The following is a 20,151-nucleotide window of genomic DNA, read 5'->3' on the forward strand; positions in this document are numbered from 1 at the left end:
GAGTTCGGGGACCCGTCGGCGGCGCGGCACCAGCTGCAGTACCGGCTGCAACGCCTGAACGCACCATCCGCGGAGCTGCTCGGTGCCGCTGCGCGACGCCCCGGACGAACCTCCCGGAGCATCCCCGCGGCGACTCGGGAGTGCGCAACCCGAATCACCGCGGATGCCCGCGGTCGGTACTCCTAGACGGTGAACCCGCCCTCGAGGCGGATGTCGCGGGACGACTCGCCCACCAGCACGCGGTACTCGCCCTCGGAGATCCGCCAGCCGTCGTCCCAGTAGGACAGGTCGCGGTCGGTGAGCGCGAACTCGACCGAAACCGATTCTCCCGGTTGCAGTTCGAGCTTGCGGAAGCCCTTCAGCTGGCGCGGCGGCTGCGGGACGACCGCCGGAAGCCCGAGGTAGAGCTGCGGGACGGCGTAGCCGGTGCGGGCACCGGTGTTGGTGACCGTGACGCTGACCGCGCGGTCCCCGACGCGCAGGTCGTCGTAGCCGAAGGTGGTGTAGGACAGCCCGTGGCCGAACGGGAACGCCGGGGCGATCTCGTTCGCGTCGTAGTGCCGGTACCCGACGAAGACGCCCTCGGTGAAGTGCACGTCCCCGCCGACGCCGGGATAGCGCTGCGGATCGCCCGCCGTCGGCAGGTCCTGCTCGCTGACCGGGAAGGTCACCGGCAACCTGCCACCTGGATCGGTGTCGCCGAACAGCACCCGAGCGAGAGCGGTTCCCGCGTTGGCGCCCGGGTACCAGGACTCGAGCAGTGCCCGGGTGCGCTCCCGCCAGGGCATCCGGACGGGACCACCGGTTTCCAGCACGACGACCGCGTCCGGATTGGCCTCCAGCACCGCCTCGATCACGGCGTCCTGGTCGGCGAACGGATCGCCCACTTGCGGCGGCGGGAAGCTCGCGATGCCGGAGTCGAGATCGAGGTCCGGCTTGTCCAGGAACTCGGACATCAGGTCGGAGGCGATCACCACGGCCAGGTCGGCGTTGCGGGCCGCCTCGGCCGCTGCGCGCGGGCTCTTGCCGGGTTCGTGCGTGATCTCGATGCCCTCCCGCGCGCCCCGCTCGCGCAGGCCTTGCAGCGGGCTGACATAGCTGAACGGGGTGGTCGAGGAAGAACCGCCGCCCTGGACGAACTCGTCGGCGGCGCGGCCGATCACGGCGATCGTCTTGCCGCGCAGCTCCGCGGCGTCGAGCGGCAGCAGCCCGTCGTTGCGCAGCAGCGTGCTGCCCTGCTCGGCCACCCGGGAGGCGACCTCGAGGTGCGCCCGCCGGTCGATCTGCCCCTCGTCGTTCGGGAAGGCCGGGCGGTCGAAGATGCCGTGGGCGAACATGGTGCGCAGGATTCGCCGCGCGTGGTCGTCCACGTCGGCGGTCGAGGCGGCGCCCGCGGCCAGCGCGGTGTGGATCGCCGCGGGCGAGTAGACCAGGGCGGGCCAGGGTTCGAAGTCCATGCCGTTGCTCAGCGCGGCACCGGTGTCGTGCATCGCGCCGTAGTCGGCGATGGTGTAGCCCGCGAAGCCCCATTCGCCCTTGAGCAGGTCGTTGAGCAGCGCCTGGTTCTCGCAGGCGTACTGACCGCCGACGCGGTTGTACGAGCCCATCACCGCGCCCACCCCGGCCTCTTGGACTGCGGCTTCGAACGGCGGCAGGTAGATCTCGCGCATGGTGCGGTCGTCGACGACCGCGTTGTACAGCGTCCGGCCCCCGACCAGGCCGAGGATGCCCTCCTGGGTGTAGGCGGCGAAGTGCTTCACGCAGACCACGAGCCCCTCGGAGTGGGCACCGCCGGCCCACTGCACGGTCACCTGGCTGGCCAGGTGCGGGTCCTCGCCGAATCCCTCGAACGCCCTTCCGGACATCGGGATTCGCAGCACGTCCACGGTGGGACCGAAGACCACGTCGTTGCCCTTGCAGCGGATCTCGTTGGCCACCGTTTTGCCGTAGTCGCGCGCGAGCGCGGGATCGAATCCCGCCGCCAGCGCCAGGCTCGAGGGCATCGAGGTGCCCTCGCCCTGCCGAGCACCGACCGGTCCGTCGCCGTAGTACACCGGCGGAACACCCAGCCGCTCGACCCCGTGGCCGGTGCCGGTGTGGCCGGACCCGGTCGCGCCCCAGAAGTCGTCCCCGCCGAGCAGCGAGACCTTCTCGTCGAGCGTCATCTCGCGCAGCACCAGCGCGGCCCGCTCATCGGGTGATAGCTGCGCGTCGCACCACGCGTGCTCACCACATCGTCCGGGTGCGGCGTTCGCCGAAGGAGCGACGGACATCCCGGCCAACCCGGCCACACCCATGAACATCCGACGACTGACCGGCTGCATCCGCCGAGTCCCCTCTCCATCGAACAACGAGACGAACTCAGCCTGCGGCAGAAGTTACCGGAGAGTCATCGTCCGTTCGCAGTCATCCGATTCCGCCGATGGGCCGCCATCCGGACGGGCGCGTTGCCCACGCCGTAGCCGGCGTAGTTGCCGATGCGCTGGACCAGCTCGAAGAACACGCGGTCGCCGAACAGCTCGGTGAACACGTGCAGGAACTCGCCGTGCCCGTCCCGGTCGTAGAGCACCGAGTGCGCGCGCAACCGCGCCAGCAGGGCGGCGTCCAGGCCGAAGCGGGCGTCCAGGTCGTCGTAGTAGTTGTCCGGGATGCGCAGCACCGGAGCTCCGGACTCGGCCAGCGCGCTCGCGGCAGCGAGCACATCGGTGCAGGCGAAGGCGATGTGCTGGGGATCGCGAACCACCGGGGCCCATTCACCGCGGCGCACCAGGGTGCCGTTGAGCGCGATGCGCACCGAGCCACCGGCGTCGGCCATGCCCCGGTTGCGGACCATGCCGAACGGTGCCGCGTACTCGGCGACCTCCTCGGGCTCGAGCCCGAGCACCGAGCGGTAGAACAACGCCGCCTCGTCGAAGTGGTCGAACGGCTGGGTCAACGAGACGTGATCGATCCCGGTGATCCCCAACCCTGCGCCCGGCTGCGCCCCCGCACCGCGGAAGTCCGAGGACCAGCCGTCGGCCGCGCCGCTGTCGCAGAAGAACACGTTGGTCCCGTCCGGCGCGGCGACCGAGGCCAGCCCGGCCTCCTCCGGACCGCGCTCGCGGGCGAGGATCGGTGAGCGCATCGCCTCGGCCCGCCGCGCCGATCGCGGCGGATCGGCGCTTTCCACGGCCAGCGCGCCGATCGCCGCGCCGCAGCCGGCCGTCCCGGACTCCGGGCCGCCGTTGCCGGAGACGTCGGTGTTGACCAGCACGTGGGTGGTGCCGTTCGTCCAGCGCTGCACCGGTTTGGTGTGGTGGTCGCCGGTGTGGGCGAAGCCGAGGTCGCCCAGCGTCCGGGTCAGCGACGGGCAGATCTCGACGTCCGCGGTGATCTCGGTGAAGGCGTAGCCGGACAGCTGCGGGGCCGGTTCGGCCACCGGATAGCCGAGCTGCTCCTCCAGCAGCCGCAGCGAGCGCATCGCGTCCACTGCGGCCGGTCGCGGGTCGGCTTGCCGGAAGACGTCGTTGAACACCTCCAGCGACAGGGGTCCGGCGTAGCCGGCCTCGAGAGCGTTGGCGGCGAAGGTCGTCAGGTCGAACGAGCCCTGGCCGGGGAACAGCCGGTGGTGCCTGCTCCACTGCAGCACGTCCATGTCCAGCCTGGGCGCGTCGGCCAGCTGCAGGTAGAAGAGCTTGTCGCCGGGGATCGTGCGGATCAGCGCCGGATCCCCGTCCCGGGAGAGCACGTGGAAGCTGTCCAGGCAGACCCCCAGCGCCGGGTGGTCGGCGCGGCGCACGATCCGCCAGGAGTGCTCGTAGGTGTTGACGAACCGGCCCCAGGCCAGCGCCTCGTAGGCCACCCGCATGCCGCGCGCGGCCGCGCGCTCGGCCAGGGCCCGCAGCTGCTCGGCGGCCAGCTCGTCGTCATCGACGGCCGTTGGCGAGACCGTGGAGCACACCAGCACCAGATCGGTGCCGAGCTGCTCCATGACGTCGAACTTGCGCTCGGCACGTCGCAGGTTGTCCGCCAGCTGCGCGGGCGGCACGGCCTCGAAGTCCCGGAACGGCTGGTAGAGATCGACGCTCAGCCCCAGATCCCGGCAGTACTCGCCGATCTCGACCGGCGAGTTCGCCGAGGCGACGAGGTCGTTCTCGAAGATCTCCACACCGTCGAAACCCGCCACCGCCGCGGCGGCCAGCTTGTCCTCCAGCGTTCCCGACAGACAGACCGTGGCGATCGAGCGCCGCGGCTCACCCTCCGACATGCGCGTCCTCCCGCTCCAGTTCGGCGAAATGCCCCAGCATCCGTTCGACGTCCGGTTCCACCCCGGTGAACAGCTCGAACGAGCCGGCGGCTTGGAAGACCGCCATGCCGCCGCCGTCGAGCACCCGGCAGCCGCGCTCGCGCGCGGTGACTACGAGTTCGGTGCGCAGCGGCCGGTAGACCACATCGGTAACCCACATCCGCGGGTTCAGCGACCTGGTGGGCACCGGGAGCCCGGGGTGCGCGGCCATGCCGGTCGGTGTCGCGTGCACCAGCCCGTCCGCCCCGGCCAGCTCCGCCGGTAGGTCCCTGCCCGCCTCGGCCCGGTCGCCGAACCGCTCCCGCAACGCCGCGACGAGCGCGTCCGCGCGTTCCGCTTCGGCGTCGAACACGCGCAGCGCACCGACCCCCAACCCGAGCAGCGCGTGGGCGACGGCCGCACCCGCGCCACCCGCGCCGAGCAGCACCACGCGATCCAACGGGACCCCGGGCAGGCCCCTGCGGAAGCTGCGGGCGAAGCCGGAATGGTCGGTGTTGTGCCCGGTCGTGCGCCCCGCCTCGAACACGACGGTGTTCACCGCGCCGAGCGCGGCGGCGTCCGGCGAGATCTCGTCGAGGTGCTCCAGCACCGACCGCTTGCAGGGATGCGTGATGTTGAGACCCCGGTACCCCCGTTCACGAGCGCGCGCCAGCAGCTCCCCGATCGCGTCGGGACGCTCCCCCAGCTCCTCGAGGTCCCAGCGCAGGTACCGGTAGGGCAGCCCGAGTTCGTTGGCCTCCCGTTCGTGCAACGCCGGGCTCAACGAGGGACCGATGCCGGAACCGATGAGCCCTACCAGGAAGCCGTCTCGCACTTCCACACCTCCAACTAACGAACTAGCTAGTTAATACTACGGCGATGGCTCCGCCCCGTGAAGACCTCGTGCACTACAGTGGCGCTGAAGTGCAGCCACCGCAGGGGAGTTCCGTGCCCGCACCATCGTCCGAGCCTCGCGAAGTCCGGCAACGCGACGCGGAGAGGACCCGCGCGGAGATCCTCGAGGTGGCCACGGCCGAATTCGCCGACAAGGGCTACACCGGCGCCCGGGTCGACGAGATCGCCGAGCGGACCAGCACCACCAAGCGGATGATCTACTACTACTTCAGCGGCAAGGAACAGCTCTACCTGGCCGCGCTGGAGAACGCCTACTCGGTCATCCGCGACCTGGAGAGCCGGGTCGACGTGGACGACCTCGGCCCGGCCGAGGCGATCCGCAGGCTCGCCGAGCTGACCTTCGACCACCACGAGTCGCATCCCGACTTTCTGCGGCTGGTCAGCATCGAGAACATCCACCGCGCCGAGCACCTCAGCAGGTCCGAGCTGCTCCCCCGCCTCGCCGCCCCGACGGTCGAGGTGCTGGGAGGAATCCTGGAGCGCGGCAGGCGAACCGGCGCGTTCCGCGAGGACGTCGACGCGCTGGACGTGCACATGGTGATCAGCTCGTTCTGCGTGTTCCGCACCGCCAACCGCCACACCTTCCAGGCGATCTTCCAGCGCGACATGCTCGACCCGGACCGCCGCGAGCACTACCGGCGGATGCTCGGCGATCTCGTCCTGGACTTCCTCACCGCGCGCTGAAGCAGCCCGCCAACCCCTATTGACACTCCTCGGGCCGCGCTTCACAGTCTTGAGAACTAACTAGATGGTTCATAAGCCACCGCGCAACGGTGCACGGATTCCTGGAGCGAGCAGTGACGGACCACCCGAGTGCCACGCAAGGCAAGCCCCGCAGGGCCGCGATCGCCGCGTGGATCGGCAGTGCCCTCGAGTACTACGACTTCTTCATCTACGGCACCGCCGCAGCGCTGGTGTTCAACAAGATCTTCTTCCCCGCCTACGACCCGGCCACCGGCACCCTGCTCTCGCTGGCGTCCTTCGGCGTCGGCTACCTGGCGCGGCCGATCGGCGCGTTCGCGCTGGGCCACATCGGCGACGCCTTCGGCCGCAAGCGGGTCCTGGTGTTCACCGTGCTGCTGATGGGCGTGTCCACGGTGCTCGTCGGCTGCCTGCCCACCTATCAGCAGATCGGCCTGGCCGCACCGGCGCTGCTGGTCACCCTCCGCCTGCTGCAGGGGTTCTCCGCTGCCGGAGAGCAAGCCGGAGCCAACTCGATGTCTCTGGAGCACGCCCCGCAACGCAGGCGCGCCTACTACACGAGCTTCACGCTCAGCGGCACCCAGGCCGGCCAGATCCTGGCCACGGCGGTCTTCCTGCCGGTGGCCGCCCTGCCGCAGGAGCAGCTGCTGAGCTGGGGCTGGCGGGTACCGTTCTGGCTCAGCGGAATCGTGGTCGTCGCCGGCCTGGTGATCCGGCGCTCGCTCGACGAGACGCCGGTCTTCGTGCAGGAGGCCACCGAGGCCAAGCGGGCGAAGACACCGCTGGCGCCGCTCTTCCGAGACCACTGGGCGGGCGTGCTGCGGGTCATCGTCGCATCGGTGATCTCGGCGGTGAGCACCATCTTCACCGTCTACGCGCTCAGCTACGCGGTCAACACCGTCGGCCTGGCAAAGGCACCCGTGCTCTGGGTCGGCGTGCTGGCCAACATCGTCGCGCTCGCGGCGATCCCGCTGTGGGCGAGGCTGGCCGACCGCATCGGCCGCAAACCGGTGTTCATCGGCGGCTCGCTGGGCTGCGCAGTGCTGATGTTCGCCTACCTCTGGTCGTTGTCACTGGGCAACTGGCCGTTGATCTTCACGACCGGCATCCTGCTGTTCGGCGTCGTCTACAGCGCGACCAACGGGATCTGGCCCGCCTTCTACGGCGAGATGTTCCCGGCGAAGGTCCGGCTGTCCGGCATGGCCATCGGCACGCAGATCGGCTTCGCGCTGGCAGGGTTCTCCCCCAGCATCGCCGAGGCCATCGGCACCGGCTCCGACGGCTGGATCGCCGTCGCGTTGTTCACCGCGGGCCTGTGCCTGCTCAACGTCCTGGCAGTCGCCAGCGGGCGGGAAACCCACCTGGTCCCCACCGAGGAGCTCGGCCTGCGGCGCGAGCGGGTCGGCGCCGGCGTCTGACACCCGCCAGGTAGGCCGAAAAATGCCCGCTCACCAGCGATGATCGCTGGTGGGGGGGCATTTCGCTCAGTGCCCCCGGCCAGGCGGCGCGGGACGCTGCGGCGGTCGGCCTCCACCCGGAGGACCGCCCCGTCCCGGAGGCTGCGGACGGCCACCGCCCGGAGGCGGAGGCGGCGGGGCCCCGTTGGGGTTCGGCCCGCCCGGAGCACCACCCCGTCCCGGGGGCGGCGCCGGACGTCCCTGATTGGGGGCTGGACGTTGCCCCGGCTGCCCCGGCTGACCCGGCCGACCGCCGCCCGGGGGCGGAGGAGGCGCCTGCCCCTGACGCTCGGGAGCGGGACGCTCGGGAGCGGGACGCTCGGGAGCGGGACACTCGGGGCGGCCTTGCGGAGCTCCACCGCGCCCTGGCGGCGGACCCTGCCGACCCTGGCTCGAGTCGTCCGGACGACCCCGTCCCGGCGGTGGACCCTGCCGGGTCGGCTCCGCACGGCGCGGCTCGTCCGGGTGAGCGAAGGCACGGTCGAACTCGTCCTCGTCCGAATCACGCCGACGCCTCGGCGGCTTGGCAGCGCGCACGTCGCGGCCGCCCGCACCCTTGCGGCTGTTGACCCACAGGTCGAACCCGAAGATCACCAGCCCCATGATCAGCAGCATCAGCCCGAGCATCGGCACGCCCAGGATGAAAAAGCCGGCCAGCGCCGCGACCAGCAGCAGCGTCACCGGAACCCACGCGAAGGGGTCGACCCGACTCAGGATCGCGGAGACCCCGGCGGAACCCTCATGGTCCGCGTCACGTGCCATCGAGACTCTCCAACTTCACTCAGCGCCCGGCCGCAGAAGTCTACCGGAGCGAACTCGCGGTCCCGCGACTCCCGACCCGCACCTGCGGACCGGTCACAGCACTCTCAACCTTCACGGCCAGGCGCACCTGAACGTCCCGACGGAACCACACGAGCCCGGCACGTCGTGCACGTCCCCCCCGCAACGATGCTCCCCCGGGAGAAACCGCTGAAACCGGTCATACCGGAGCGAAAGCCCAGGGCACCGCGCGTTGCGCGGGAGCCGTCGAGATCATACTCGGACCCGGGCCCCACTGCTCCGCGCCGCATCCGGACACCGCCCGCCAGCGACGACCCGACGAGCACGCCGAAGAGCAGCCGACAGCGCCCGACCGGCGTATTTCCATTGTCGGGTTTTTCACAGTCCACAATGGATCTATTCCCAAATGTGCGCCGCGGGTGAATTCCACATCAAGGATTAGTTGATCACGAAATTCGGAGCCGGTATCTTGTCCGTTTTCCAGCAGTCGGGCGGAGTTCGGCAATCAACCCGGCAACGTCGAAGATCACTGCGGGAGCTTCTGGAAGCCGCCGACATCGCCAGATAATGTGGCGCGCCGTAACTTTTCGGTGATCGACCTCCGGAGTTCGAAAACACATGGAGCAGGTGCCAATGAGTGCTACCGGCGGTACGCTGGGCGATCTGACAAAACACCAGTTGCGCAACCTCTGCCGGGTAGTCAGCATCGACGAATCGGAGCCCGTTCGATTACTCGGCAGGGTGCTCGGATCCGCCGATTCGCGTCCGCTGTCGCGACCTCCGCTGTGGCAGTCCGACATCGCCGACGACGCGACCCCGGTCGAGTTCTCCGTCCAGATCAACGACACCGGCGAGCGCCACCTGCGCATCCTGGCCGAGACCCTGCCCGAGCACCCCTCCCCCGCCGCCAACCTGGGAGCGGCGCGCGACCTGGTCAGCTCGCTCTCCGAGCGCTACGGTCTGCCGCTGGACCGGCTGCGCGCGATCGAGGACCTGTTCACCCCGGACGAGCCGCAGGGGCACTTCTCCTGGTGGTTCTCGTTCATCTTCGACGCCGCGGGCCGCCCGAAATTCAAGGTCTACCTCAACCCGGCGATCCGGGGCCCGGAGCGGTCGGACGAGATCTGCGCCGAGGCGTTCCGGCGACTCGGCCTGGAAGAGGCATTCCACACCGTCGGCGCGCACGCCCTGCAGCGCGCGCAGGACGAGCTGACCTTCTTCGCCCTCGACCTCGACCACGGCCCGCAGTCCCGGGTCAAGCTCTACATCTCGCAGCACGACGCCACCACTGACGACGTCATCCGAGCAGCAGGCGCCGTTCCCGGCATCTCCCCAGGTCAGGTGGGTGACTTCTGCCGACTCCTCGCGCCGGGCACCGCGCGCTTCTCCGGCCGCCCGCTGGTGTCGAGCTACTCGCTGGTGGAGTCCGACCGGGACAAGCCCAGCAACTACAGCATCTACCTCCCGCTGCGCGACTACGTGCCGGACGACTCGGTCTCCCGGGAACGCGTGCGACGGCACCTGCGCGAGTACGAGATCGATCCAGCGATGCTCGACGAGGTCATCGGCTCCCTCACCGAGCGCGAGCTGTCGGCCAACGCCGGCCTGCTCGCGCACATCTCGCTGCGCTTGAGCCCGGACCAGACCGGCACCACCGTCTACGCCTCCTCGGAGGCCTACGGCGGAACCCCGGTCCAGCGCTGAACCCCACCGGGCACCCCCGGATCGCATCAACACGAGGAGTCACCACAGATGCCGCACCTACGGCCTTTCGTTTCCGCGGTCGTGCGACCGATACCGATCACGACTCGCGCCGAGCGCATGCGGGAGATGGACCTGGCCGGGCACAACCCGTTCAACCTGCCCGCCGACAAGGTGAGCATCGACCTGCTCTCCGACTCCGGCACCGGAGCCGTCTCGATCGATCAGCAGGCGTGGGCCCAGCGGGCCGACGAGCGCTACGCGGGCGCGGAGTCGTTCTACAGGTACCGCGACGCGGTGCGCGAGATCGTTCCCTTCGAGCACGTGCTGCCGGTGCACCAGGGCCGCGCGGCCGAGCGCGTGCTGTTCGGCGCGCTGCTCGGCGAAGGCGCGATCAGCCTGAGCAACACGCACTTCGACACCACGCGCGCCAACGTCGAACTGCGCGGTGCCGAGGCTCGTGACCTGCCGTGCCCGGAGGCCGCGGACCTCGACTCGGACTTCCCGTTCAAGGGCAACATCGATGTCGCCGAGGTCGAGCGGATCCTGTCCGGGCCGGAGCGCGAACGGGTCGGGCAGATCCTGGTGACCGTCACCAACAACGGCTTCGGCGGCCAGCCGGTGTCGATGGCCAACCTCGAAGCCGTCAGCGAGGTCGCCCGCGCCCACGGCGTTCCGCTGATCCTGGACGCCGCCCGGTTCGCCGAGAACGCCTGGCTGGTCACCCGGCGCGAGCAGGGCTACCAGGACTGGACACCGTCGGAGGTCGCGCGCCGTGCCTTCGAGTTCGCCGACGGTGCGGTGGCCAGCCTGAAGAAGGACGGGCTCTCCCCCGAGGGCGCCTTCATCGCGGTGCGCGACGGCCGGGTGGCCGACCGCTGCGAGGTCGACATCATCGCCACCGAGGGCTTCCGCACATACGGCGGCCTGACCGGGCACACCCTCGAGCAGCTGGCGGTGGGCCTGCGGGAGGTCGTGGACCCGAACTACCTCGCCGACCGGGAGAACGAAGCCGCCTACCTCGCCGCACGAGCGAACCAGGCGGGAGTGGACACGGTGCAGCCGTCCGGGCTGCACGCGATCTACCTCAACGCGGGGCGGCTGCTGCCGCACCTGAGCCCGTCGCAGTTCCCGGGTCACGCGCTGGCCAGCGCCCTCTACCGCGAAGGCGGGATCCGCGCGGCGGAGCTGGGCTCGCTGTACCTGGGCTCGCTCGACGAGAACAACGAGCTGGTGAGCCCAGCGCCGTTCGAGCTGATCCGGCTCGCGCTACCGCGGCGGGTCTACGACCACAGCCACCTGGAGTACGTCGGCGAGGTCCTCGCCGACATCGCCAAGGACCCCGGGGCCGTGCCGGGTTACCGGATCACGCACGCGCCGAAGGTGCTGCGTCACTTCCGCTGCCGGGCCGAGCCGATCGAGGGATGACGCCGACGGGCGGGGCAGTCCGCGCCCCGCCCGTCGCTCACACCTCCGCCGGCGTGCGGTCGATCGCGTGCTTGACCAGCGTGACCAGCGCGTCCTTGCACGGGCCGCGCTCGCGGGCGTCGCAGATGACCACCGGAACCTCCGGCGGGATCACCAGCGCCTCCCGCACTTCCTCGGCCTCGTAGTCATAGGCGTCGTCGAAGATGTTGACCGCCACCACGAACGGGATCCCGCGCCGCTCGAAGAAGTCCACCGAAGCGAACGCCTCCTGCAGCTTGCGGGTGTCGACCAGCACCACGGCACCGACCGCACCGAGCGCCAGGTCGTTCCACAGCGGCCAGAACCGGTTCTGGCCCGGCGCCCCGAACATGTACATCACGATCTCGTCCGAGATGGTGATGCGACCGAAGTCCAGCGCGACCGTGGTGGTCTCCTTGCGCTCGACGCCGGAGACGTCGTCGACGCCCTCGCTGGCGACAGTCATCTCCTCTTCGGTGGTCAGCGGATTGATCTCGCTGACCGCACCGACCAGCGTCGTCTTGCCGACGCCGAAACCGCCCGCGACGATCAGCTTCACGGGGATCGGCGCGGCGTTTTCCGCGCCACCGTCGGTCGAGCCGGCCTGCGCCCGCTCGGCGACTTCAGAGTCTGGAAAGCCCACGATATACCTGCTCCAAGATTTCTCGGCTGACTTCTGCACGAGGCGAGCGCACGATGACGGCGCCGTGGTCGAGCAGGTCACTGATGAGAACCCGCACCACGCCCATCGGCTGACTCAACAGAACGGCCAACTCGGCCGGCGAGACCGGGCGACGGCAGGCATCCAGGATCCTGCGGTGCTCCGGCGTCATCTCCAGTCTCGGGGACTCCGGCCTCGGTTCCGCGGTCAGCACCTGCGCGGCGGTGTCGATGCGCTTGTGCTGCCCTGGAGTACGTCCGCGCGTGATCGTGTACGGCCGGACGATCGGTCCCGCTTCGTCGTCATACCACGCCTCGTCCACTGTCAGGTCCTCTCCGCCGCCATCCCGTGCAGCTCTCGGGGCGCGGCCGACAGGAACGACCCGACCCGCGTGATCAGCCTGCCCATCTCGTAGGCGACCAACTCGATGTCGGTGTCCGCCGAGGACAGCACGGCCAGGCACGCGCCGCTACCTGCGGCCGAGACGAACAGGAACCCGTGCTCCATCTCCACGTGGGTCTGCGCGACCTGCCCGCGGCCGAAGTCCTTGCTCACGCCCTTGCCGATGCTGCGCATGCTCGACGCGGCAGCGGCCAGCTTGTCCGCGTGGTCCCGGTCCAGTCCCTGGGAACGAGCGATGACCAATCCGTCGTTGGACAGCACCACCGCGTGGTCCGCCCCGTGCACCCCCTGCACGAAGTCATCCAGCAACCAACTCAGTTTCGACGCCGTTTCGGTCATGCCCACCTCACACACACTTGCTTGTTGACTGGTCTGCTCACGAGCTGCCGTCGGTTCCGTCATCGTCGGAACCACCGCGGAATGCCCGGCGGAAGCCGGCCAACTTGCTCGGGGCAGCAACCACCTGCTCCTCCTCCTGGTCGGGGTCGTCCTTGAGGCCGTCGACCAAGTGGGACTGGGGAACCCGTTTGGGCAGCGCAGGCCGCCCGCCCTTACCGGCGGACTTCCCCACCCGCTCCGGTTCGTCCTGCTGAGTCTGCCCCTGCTGGGTCTTCCCCTGCTGGGACGCGCTCTGCTGAGCCTCGCTCTGCTTCGACCCGGCCCGCCGGTTCATCACCGGCGTCTCCGGAGCCTGCTCCGAGGCCGCGGCAGCGGAGGGTCCGGCCGGCTCGGCGGCCGGCCACTCCACGGGCGTCTCCCCGGAACGGGACGCGGCCGAACGCGGCACGTCACCACCGGAGGCGAACTCGCGCGGACGCGGGACCGCGGGATCGGTCCGCTCCTGCTCTCCGGGAGCGGGAATCCGCAACGTCCCGGTGTTCTCGGAGCTCTCCCCGACGCCCTGCTCAAGGATCCCGTCCGGCAGCAGCACGGTGGCTCGCGTCCCGCCGTACGGCGAGACGCCGAACTCGACGCCGATGTCTCGGCGGCCTGCCAACCGGGCGGCGGTGAACAGGCCGAGCTGCTCGGCCTTGTTGCTCTCCAGCACCAGGCGGTCGAACTCCGGCGGACTGCTCATCATCTCGTTCGCCCGCTCGCGGATCTCCGGGGCCATGCCCAGGCCCTGGTCGGAGATCTCGATGGCGATCCCGCGCGCCACCTCGGTGGCGCCGACGTGCACCTGCGTGCTCGGCGGCGAGAACGCGGTGGCGTTGTCGATGAGCTCGGAAATGAGGTGGATGGTGTCGCCGACCGCGGCGCCGTGCACCGTCACGTCCGGGACGTGGCCGATGACCACGCGGGAGTACTGGTCGATCTCGGACACCGAGGAGCGCAGCACGTCCATCAGCGGCACCGGCTTGCTCCATCGGCGCCCCGGCTGCTGGTCACCGAGGACCAGCAGGTTCTCCACCGTGCGGCGGGCGCGGGTGGTGGAGTTGTCGAGGTCGAACAGCCGGGACAGCTGCTGCGAGCTCTCCTCGTCGCGCTCCAGGTGGTCGATCGTGGTGTGCATGCCGCGCAGCAGCCGCTGAATGCGGTGCGCCATGCCGACGAAGACCACCCGGGCTCCCTGCCTCGCGCGGGTCTCACCGGCGGCAGCCTGCATGGCCTCCTGCTGGAACAGCTGGATGGCGTGGGCCACCTCGCCGACCTCGTCGGAGCCGTAGTGGCGCATGTCGATCACCTCGGCCTCGACGTCGACGCTCTCGCCGACGCGCAGGCGTCGCACCACCTCCGGCAGCTTCTCGGCCATCGTCAGCGACTCGGTGCGCAAGCCCTGCAGCCTGGTCAGCAGCGCGTCGTCGACGACCGACTTGTAGACCCGGCGGGCGAAGACGAACGAGCCGATCGCGATGACCAGGGCGAGCACGCCACCGATCACGACCGTCCACAGCGTCTGGTTGGCGCGCGAGAGCGCATCGCTGGCGACCCGGCCCGCCTGCCCGCGCACCATGCCGGCCATCTCGGCGCTGGCCTCGTTGGTGATCCGCCGCCAGTCCGCGACCTGCACCTCCGGGGTGTTCCCGCCGGAGAAGGCGCCGTGCCCGACGACCTCGTCCTCGATGCTCTGCAACCGCTTCCAGTCCGCGGTCGAGGTGAGCCGGTCGTACCGCTGCCGCACACCGGGCAACATCGACCGCGTGTTGGACTGGACGAGCGTCTCGCGACCGGCGATGTAGCCGACCAGTTCGCGGTGCTCGGCATCGGTGAGCGAGCCCGTGCTCAGCGCGGTACCGACCATCGAGGCTTCCCGGGCCAGCATGTCCTGCGCCTGGAACAGCGCGACCGCCGCCCGAGCGCCCTGCGTCGCCTCGGAGTCCGGAGTGATCCGCGCCTGAACGTCGAAGACCCTGGTCGCCGTGTCGAACAGGTCGTTGTAGAACGAGTTGAGCTCGTTGACCGTGGCTTGGCCGGAGGCGATCCGCTCGCGCAGGTCGGGCAATCGCTTGAAGTAGCCGTTGAGCTCGTTCATCGGGGCTTGGAGATCGTCCGGTGCGTTCTCCATCACCGGCCTGGACTTGCTGGCCAGCTCCTCGAGCGCGCTATCGGTGGCGCGCTGCTGCGCCTCGAGCTCATCGGTTCCCAGGCCGGGCTCGCTGATCACCTCGAGGCTGCGCAGCCGTTCGCGCTGGACCTGGCCGAGCGCGTTGACCGCGGGCAGCGACATCGACTGCACACCCGAGGCCACGCGCTGCGCGGACAGGGCGTCGAAGGCGAACAGCGAGCAGCCGACGGCCCACAGCACGGCCACGACCACCCACGGGACGAACACCGCCCAGGTGAGCCGGGACCGAATCGAGGTGTTGGCGGGCCGCTCGCCGCGCCCGCTCCTCCGGCCATGGGGGTCTGAGGAGTCGTCTTGGTTCGTCACTTCCGGTTTCTTCCCATCGATGGTCGTCGCCCGGGCCATCCGGTCGGAACCGCACGCGGACGAGCCTGGCGCTCCCGGCGGCCCGGACCCGCTGCCCGGACCGCCGAATCGTCCTCGGGCCCGAAGGTGCTCGCGACAGCTCCGAACCGCAGTGCCGACCGCCCCGGGCGCACCCCGGAAACCGGCACGCGCACCCCGAGATACGGAAGGCACTCTATCGGATGATCTTCACTCCCCGGCGCCAGGCCGGACTCGACGCTCCCCCGCACCCGCACCCGTGCGCTTTCCCAATCTTCCGCCGAGATAACTGCTTTCGTGCTACGCGGAAACACGCGCGGCGCACGCACGACGATGCCGTCCGGGAACACGCTGGGTGATCCCGGACGGCATCGCTCTACCGTGAATTTTCCCGGTCGGCACTGAGCCGAACGGACTACTTCGAGAGCCGGCCGGACCCGTCGGGCTACCGCGGCAGATCGGCCGGCTTCGTAGAGGCGAGGTCCGTCATGGCCGGTGAGCCGCGTCCGAAGCGGCCCGCAACGCGGGCAGGCGCGCGGGTCCCGCAAGCCCCAGGTGGTAGAGGTGCAGTTCGGTCGCGCCCGCGGATTTCAGCCGCCCGACGTAATCGGCCACGTCACCGAGCTGCGGCCCGACCGCGGTGACGTAGGCGCCCACGCCCGTATTCTCCGGGAAGCTCGTGGACGCCTCGGCCACCTCGCCGAGACCGCTCGATTGCCAGCACGGCAGGACCACCGCATCGACCTCGCCGGCGGCACGCGGTGTGAGGCCCGGAAGAGCGCCCGTGGTCCAGGGGTCGGTGCTGCCGTGCAGCACGATCCGCTCGGCACCGCTCGCCGCGGCGAGAACCTCGCTCCGGAGCCGGTCGACCCCGTCCTGCCGGGTCTCGAGCAGGATCCGGCGCAGCTCGGGTGCCAGCTCGTCCTCGGTGGCCGCGAGGTCGCCGGTGCCGATGAGCCTGCGCACCTCGGCGCGCAACAGCGCCCTGGTCTCGTCGGGATCAGCCCCGCGCGCCGCCCAACCGCGCGCGCAAGCGGCGCAGCAGCAGACCGACAGCAGCCTGGCAGCCGCCGGAGACCAGACCGCGTCGGTCTTCTCGTGGTGGTGCTGGTGGATCGCCCCGAGCTGACCGCACGCCTCCAGCACGACCGAGCGCACCTCGAGGCCGTCCAGGCTCGCCGCGGTCAACCGGGCCGCGTACTCGCGCACCTCCTCGCGCGCCGGGCACAGCGCCCACGGATAGCGCTCGTCGAAGCAGTTGCGGACCGCGACGTCCGGGAACCGGGCCCCGAGCAGGGAGTTGTGCGTCAGCACCACCCAAGCCGCAGCGGGCACGCCCGCGCGCTGCAGCGCGCCGACGGCGTCTCCAGCGCTGTCCTGCCCGGCGACCCAGTCCGGGGCCGCCGGACGCAGCCGCCCCCAGCCCGTCCCGACCGGCCGGTACAGCGCCGAATGCGCGGCCACCACCGAGCTCCGCTCGGCCGAGTGCGGCGTCGCGGCGCGGGCGCTGTGGTACGAGACCGCGATGGCGACCTCGTCCACGCCCGCCGCCGCGGCCCGGTCGACGAAACCCGCGTCGACGTCCCAGGGATAGCCGTATCCGGTGACGTGCGCTCTCATCGGGTCACCGCCGGGCTGCGCTGCTTGGAAGCGCGGTCGAGCTCGTCGAGCATCCCGTCGACCTCGGCGGTGCGCTCGGAGGCCACCGCGCCCAACCCGATGAACAGCGTCAGGGACACCAGGATCGGCGAGGCCACGGTCGCCGTCTCGGAGGCGTCCATGCCGTAGTAGAGCAGCGCGTAGGTCACCAGACCACCGGCCCAGGAGATCAGCGCCGCACGCGGGCCGGAGCGGCGGAACCACGGCAGCATGCCCAGCAGCAGCGGTACCGAGATCGGCCCCATCAGGGCGGCGACCCAGGAGACCACGATCGACAGCACGCCACCGAGGTTCTCCGCCTGAGTGGCCACGATCATGGTCAGCGCGATGAACGAGAAGGTCGTGATCCGCCCCGCCCGCAGGCGCTGGCGCTCCCCGAAATCGCGTGCCTTGCGCCACATGACCGGCAGCATGTCACGGGTGATGACCGCCGAGATGGCGTTCGCGTCCGAGGCCACCATCGCCATGGTGTGCGAGAACATGCCGGCCAGCACCAGGCCGATCATTCCGGCGGGCAGCAGCTGCGCGCTCATCACGGCGTACGCCGTTGTCGGGTCTTCCAGGTGCGGGATGAACAGCGGAGCGGCGAACATCGGGAACATCAGCACCAGCGGCCAGATCAGGTACAACGCCGCCGAAAGCAGCGCGCCGCGGCGTGCCGCGTACGAACTCGGCGAGGCCATGTAGCGCTGCGCCAGGTTCCACATGCCGCCGTTGTACTCCAGCGTCTTGACCAGCACGTAGACCAGCAGGAAGACGGTGGTGTACTCGCTGGTGATCGGCGAGGTGTGCCCGGCCGGCAGCTGGCCCCACATGGTCCACAGCCCGGAGATGCCACCGAGGTTGGACAGCACCACCCAGATCATCACGATGCCCGCGAGCGCCTGGACGATGAACTGGCCCATGTCGGTGAGCGCGTCGGCCCACAGACCGCCCGCGGTGCAGTAGATCAGCGTCACCGTGCCGGTGACGAGGATTCCCCACAGAATCGGCACGCCCGCGTACGACTGCAGCAGGATCGAGACCGCGAACCACTTGGACGCGACGTCGAAGACCTTCAGCGAAGCACCGCTCCAGGCCAGCGCCTGCTGGGTGGGAATGTTGAAGCGGCGCGCCAGGAATTCCAGCGGCGACGCCACGCCGAACTTCTCGCGCAGCTGGTTCCAGCGGGTGGCGAACAACCAGGCGCCGATGCCCACGCCGATGCCGATCGAGGCGAATCCCCAGAAGTAGACGGTGATCCCCTGGGTGTAGGCGACACCGGCGTAGGCCACGAACAGCACCGCGCTGTAGCCGGACATGTGGTGCGAGATTCCGGCCAGCCACCAGGGCATTCGGCCACCTGCGATGAAGAAGTCCTTGTCGGTCTTGACTCTGCGGTGGGACCACCAGCCGATGCCCACCATCAAGCCGAAGTAAACGACCACCATTGCCCAGTCCAGCGCGTGCACCGGCCACCCCTTCGACATCCATTGTCCGAATTGGAAAAGTGAGCTGTTTCGCGGGATCGTTCCCACCCGGCCACGAACACGCCCGGCGGTTTTCCTTGTGGCGCCTGGGTTTTCGCTCCATCATCGAGATGTGGAGCGCACCGCGGGCCGCGGCGGCGGACCGGCGGTATTCGTTGATTTGTTTCGGAAAGTTGCAAGTTGCAAGTTAGTATGGCGTCGATCACGTGTCAACAGACAGAACAAGACCTCCCATGCATCGTGTAATGCGTCCCGTGCATCGTGGAATGCACTGACACCGAAAGGAAATCAGTTGCCACAACGCATTCTGATCACTGGCGCGGCAGGCGGCGTCGGAACCCTGATGCGCTCCCGGCTGCGCCGCCCGGACCGCACACTTCGAATGCTCGATGTCAAGGAGGTCCCGGCCGCCGAGAACGGGGAATCCGTCGAAATCGTCGAGGCCTCGGTGACCGACACCGAGGCGATGGTCCGGGCCTGCTCCGGTGTCGACGCGGTGCTGCACCTGGGCGGCTTCAGCCGGGAGAACGGCTGGAACGAAACGCTTTCGGTCAACATCGATGGCACTCATTCGGTGCTGGATGCGGCTCTACGAGCCGGTGTCCCCCGGGTGATCCTGGCTTCGAGCAATCACGCGGCCGGTTTCCGCCGGGTCGCCGAGGCCGGCGACAACGGCATTCCGGCGGACGCACCGCCGCGGCCGGACACCTACTACGGCGTCAGCAAGGCCGCGATGGAAGCGCTTGGCAGCCTGTACCATTCGCGCTTCGGCATGGATGTGATCTGCGTCCGCATCGGTTCGTGCTTCGAGCGGGTGCGCGACGAGCGCGGCCTGGAGCTGTGGCTCTCCCCCGACGACTGCGCCCGGCTGTTCGAGGCCTGCCTGTCGTGCCCGTCACCCGGATACCGGGTCGTCTGGGGAATCTCGGACAACACCCGCAAGACGGTCTCGCTGGACGAGGCCAGGGCGCTCGGCTACGAGCCGCAGGACGACGCCGAGCAGTTCGCCGACGAGGTCACCCCGAACACGAAGCACGAGTACATCGGCGGCCCCTTCACCACAACACCACTGGGCGAACCCAACTAACCCCAATCCAACGAACCTCCAGAAAACCCACAATGCGCAACCCGAAAACCAGGGAATTCGGGGGCCCGAATTCCCTGGTTTTCGAACCTCGACCAACCGGCCAGCGTCCACGAACCCCAACCATCCGCCGGACGCCGGGCGACGCGCCTCATCACGCCGGTGCGGATGACAGTTTTGCCTAAAACTGTCCGGACATTTCGGGCATCGGAGGCTCACAGTTTTAGGCAAAACTGTCACCACCGCCGCACTCCCGTTGCCGACGCGGGGGCAGACGCGGGGGCACTGGGTGCGCGGCGGGGTTGCGGGTGGTGCGGGGCTCAAGGCGGTGCCGTCGCGCGGGCGGCTGGCTGGTACATCTTCTCGGGCTGAGCTGTCGGGCGGCTGCGGTGCGGGGTGGTGGGCATAGACTTCGGGGTGGAGGTGCTGGGATGATCAACAAGAGTCGGCTCGGTGTGCTGCTGGTGCGCACCGGCCTGTTCTTCGCGGCCGCCGTGGTCATCGGCGTGGTGTACGGCTGGTCGTCGTTCGCGGTGATCGCGGTTGCGCTGACCGGCGGGGCGACGCTGGTGCAGCTCGGCGGCTGGTTGTGGTTGCGCCGGGCCGAGCAGCGCGATCCCGCGCCATCAGACGAGGCGAAGCCCAGGCCGCACTCCGAGTTCCTCTGAGCCGCTGGCCCTGCCTACCCCCCTGGGGTATAAATGGGGGCGGAGCCCACCGG

15 protein-coding genes are annotated in these 20,151 nt (G+C 69.7%); 6 read left to right on the forward strand and 9 right to left on the reverse strand.

All coding sequences use genetic code 11. From position 1 onward, the window contains the following. Positions 1-182: 182 nt before the first annotated feature. The 3 genes from ABD289_RS23490 to ABD289_RS23500 form a co-directional block, all read right to left on the reverse strand. Positions 183-2,324 carry a beta-glucosidase gene (locus tag ABD289_RS23490; RefSeq protein ID WP_344137150.1) on the reverse strand — a complete coding sequence of 714 codons (2,142 nt, stop codon included), beginning with the start codon at positions 2,322-2,324 and terminating at the stop codon, positions 183-185. A gap of 65 nt (positions 2,325-2,389) precedes the next feature. Further along, complete coding sequence (locus ABD289_RS23495; RefSeq protein ID WP_344137153.1) at positions 2,390-4,246, reverse strand: bifunctional sugar phosphate isomerase/epimerase/4-hydroxyphenylpyruvate dioxygenase family protein; 1,857 nt, start codon at positions 4,244-4,246, stop codon at positions 2,390-2,392. Then, entirely contained in the window at positions 4,233-5,099 is an 867-nt protein-coding gene (locus ABD289_RS23500; RefSeq protein WP_344137156.1) for a shikimate dehydrogenase, read from the reverse strand. Before ABD289_RS23500 ends, ABD289_RS23495 begins: the two co-directional genes overlap by 14 nt. Positions 5,100-5,212: 113 nt before the next feature. Here ABD289_RS23500 and ABD289_RS23505 point away from each other — a divergent pair, with 113 nt between their 5' ends. The 4 genes from ABD289_RS23505 (at position 5,213) to ABD289_RS23520 (ending at position 11,247) form a co-directional block, all read left to right on the forward strand. Beyond that, positions 5,213-5,863 carry a TetR/AcrR family transcriptional regulator gene (locus tag ABD289_RS23505; RefSeq protein ID WP_344137159.1) on the forward strand — a complete coding sequence of 217 codons (651 nt, stop codon included), beginning with the start codon at positions 5,213-5,215 and terminating at the stop codon, positions 5,861-5,863. A 113-nt stretch (positions 5,864-5,976) separates the two neighbouring features. Further along, positions 5,977-7,299 (forward strand): MFS transporter, encoded by a 1,323-nt coding sequence (locus ABD289_RS23510; RefSeq protein ID WP_344137163.1) that lies wholly within the window; start codon positions 5,977-5,979, stop codon positions 7,297-7,299. Positions 7,300-8,751: 1,452 nt separating this feature from the next. After that, the gene (locus tag ABD289_RS23515; protein WP_344137166.1) at positions 8,752-9,822 is read left to right on the forward strand and encodes a tryptophan dimethylallyltransferase family protein; all 1,071 of its coding nucleotides are present in this window, start codon (positions 8,752-8,754) and stop codon (positions 9,820-9,822) included. 48 nt (positions 9,823-9,870) lie between these two features. Further along, on the forward strand, positions 9,871-11,247 hold the full coding sequence (locus ABD289_RS23520) for a tryptophanase (RefSeq protein ID WP_344137169.1): 1,377 nt from the start codon (positions 9,871-9,873) through the stop codon (positions 11,245-11,247). A gap of 37 nt (positions 11,248-11,284) precedes the next feature. Here the strand turns inward: ABD289_RS23520 and ABD289_RS23525 are convergent, their stop codons facing one another. From ABD289_RS23525 to ABD289_RS23550, 6 genes are all read right to left on the reverse strand, one after another. Continuing rightward, a complete protein-coding gene (locus ABD289_RS23525) occupies positions 11,285-11,908 on the reverse strand; it encodes a GTP-binding protein (RefSeq protein WP_425564768.1) in 624 nt (207 codons plus the stop codon). Then, the gene (locus tag ABD289_RS23530; RefSeq protein WP_344137172.1) at positions 11,889-12,248 is read right to left on the reverse strand and encodes a DUF742 domain-containing protein; all 360 of its coding nucleotides are present in this window, start codon (positions 12,246-12,248) and stop codon (positions 11,889-11,891) included. The genes ABD289_RS23525 and ABD289_RS23530 overlap by 20 nt, the downstream gene beginning before the upstream one ends. Positions 12,249-12,250: 2 nt before the next feature. After that, a complete protein-coding gene (locus tag ABD289_RS23535; protein WP_344137175.1) occupies positions 12,251-12,667 on the reverse strand; it encodes a roadblock/LC7 domain-containing protein in 417 nt (138 codons plus the stop codon). 37 nt (positions 12,668-12,704) lie between these two features. Beyond that, positions 12,705-15,200 carry a sensor histidine kinase gene (locus ABD289_RS23540; RefSeq protein ID WP_344137178.1) on the reverse strand — a complete coding sequence of 832 codons (2,496 nt, stop codon included), beginning with the start codon at positions 15,198-15,200 and terminating at the stop codon, positions 12,705-12,707. 504 nt (positions 15,201-15,704) lie between these two features. Beyond that, positions 15,705-16,838: a hypothetical protein gene (locus ABD289_RS23545; protein ID WP_344137181.1), complete on the reverse strand. Its 1,134-nt coding sequence runs from the start codon at positions 16,836-16,838 to the stop codon at positions 15,705-15,707. Continuing rightward, positions 16,835-18,328, reverse strand: a complete 1,494-nt coding sequence (locus ABD289_RS23550; RefSeq protein WP_344137384.1) for a sodium:solute symporter family protein — start codon at positions 18,326-18,328, stop codon at positions 16,835-16,837. The genes ABD289_RS23545 and ABD289_RS23550 overlap by 4 nt, the downstream gene beginning before the upstream one ends. 310 nt (positions 18,329-18,638) lie before the next feature. On the opposite strand from ABD289_RS23550, the gene ABD289_RS23555 reads away from it, so the two are divergent. Together ABD289_RS23555 and ABD289_RS23560 are read left to right on the forward strand one after the other, a co-directional pair. Continuing rightward, positions 18,639-19,433, forward strand: a complete 795-nt coding sequence (locus tag ABD289_RS23555) for an NAD-dependent epimerase/dehydratase family protein (protein WP_344137184.1) — start codon at positions 18,639-18,641, stop codon at positions 19,431-19,433. 428 nt (positions 19,434-19,861) lie between these two features. Beyond that, on the forward strand, positions 19,862-20,098 hold the full coding sequence (locus tag ABD289_RS23560) for a hypothetical protein (RefSeq protein ID WP_344137192.1): 237 nt from the start codon (positions 19,862-19,864) through the stop codon (positions 20,096-20,098). Positions 20,099-20,151: the final 53 nt, after the last annotated feature.

Origin of the sequence: Saccharopolyspora halophila, from assembly GCF_039531955.1 — a bacterium.
Lineage (GTDB): Bacteria > Actinomycetota > Actinomycetes > Mycobacteriales > Pseudonocardiaceae > Saccharopolyspora > Saccharopolyspora halophila.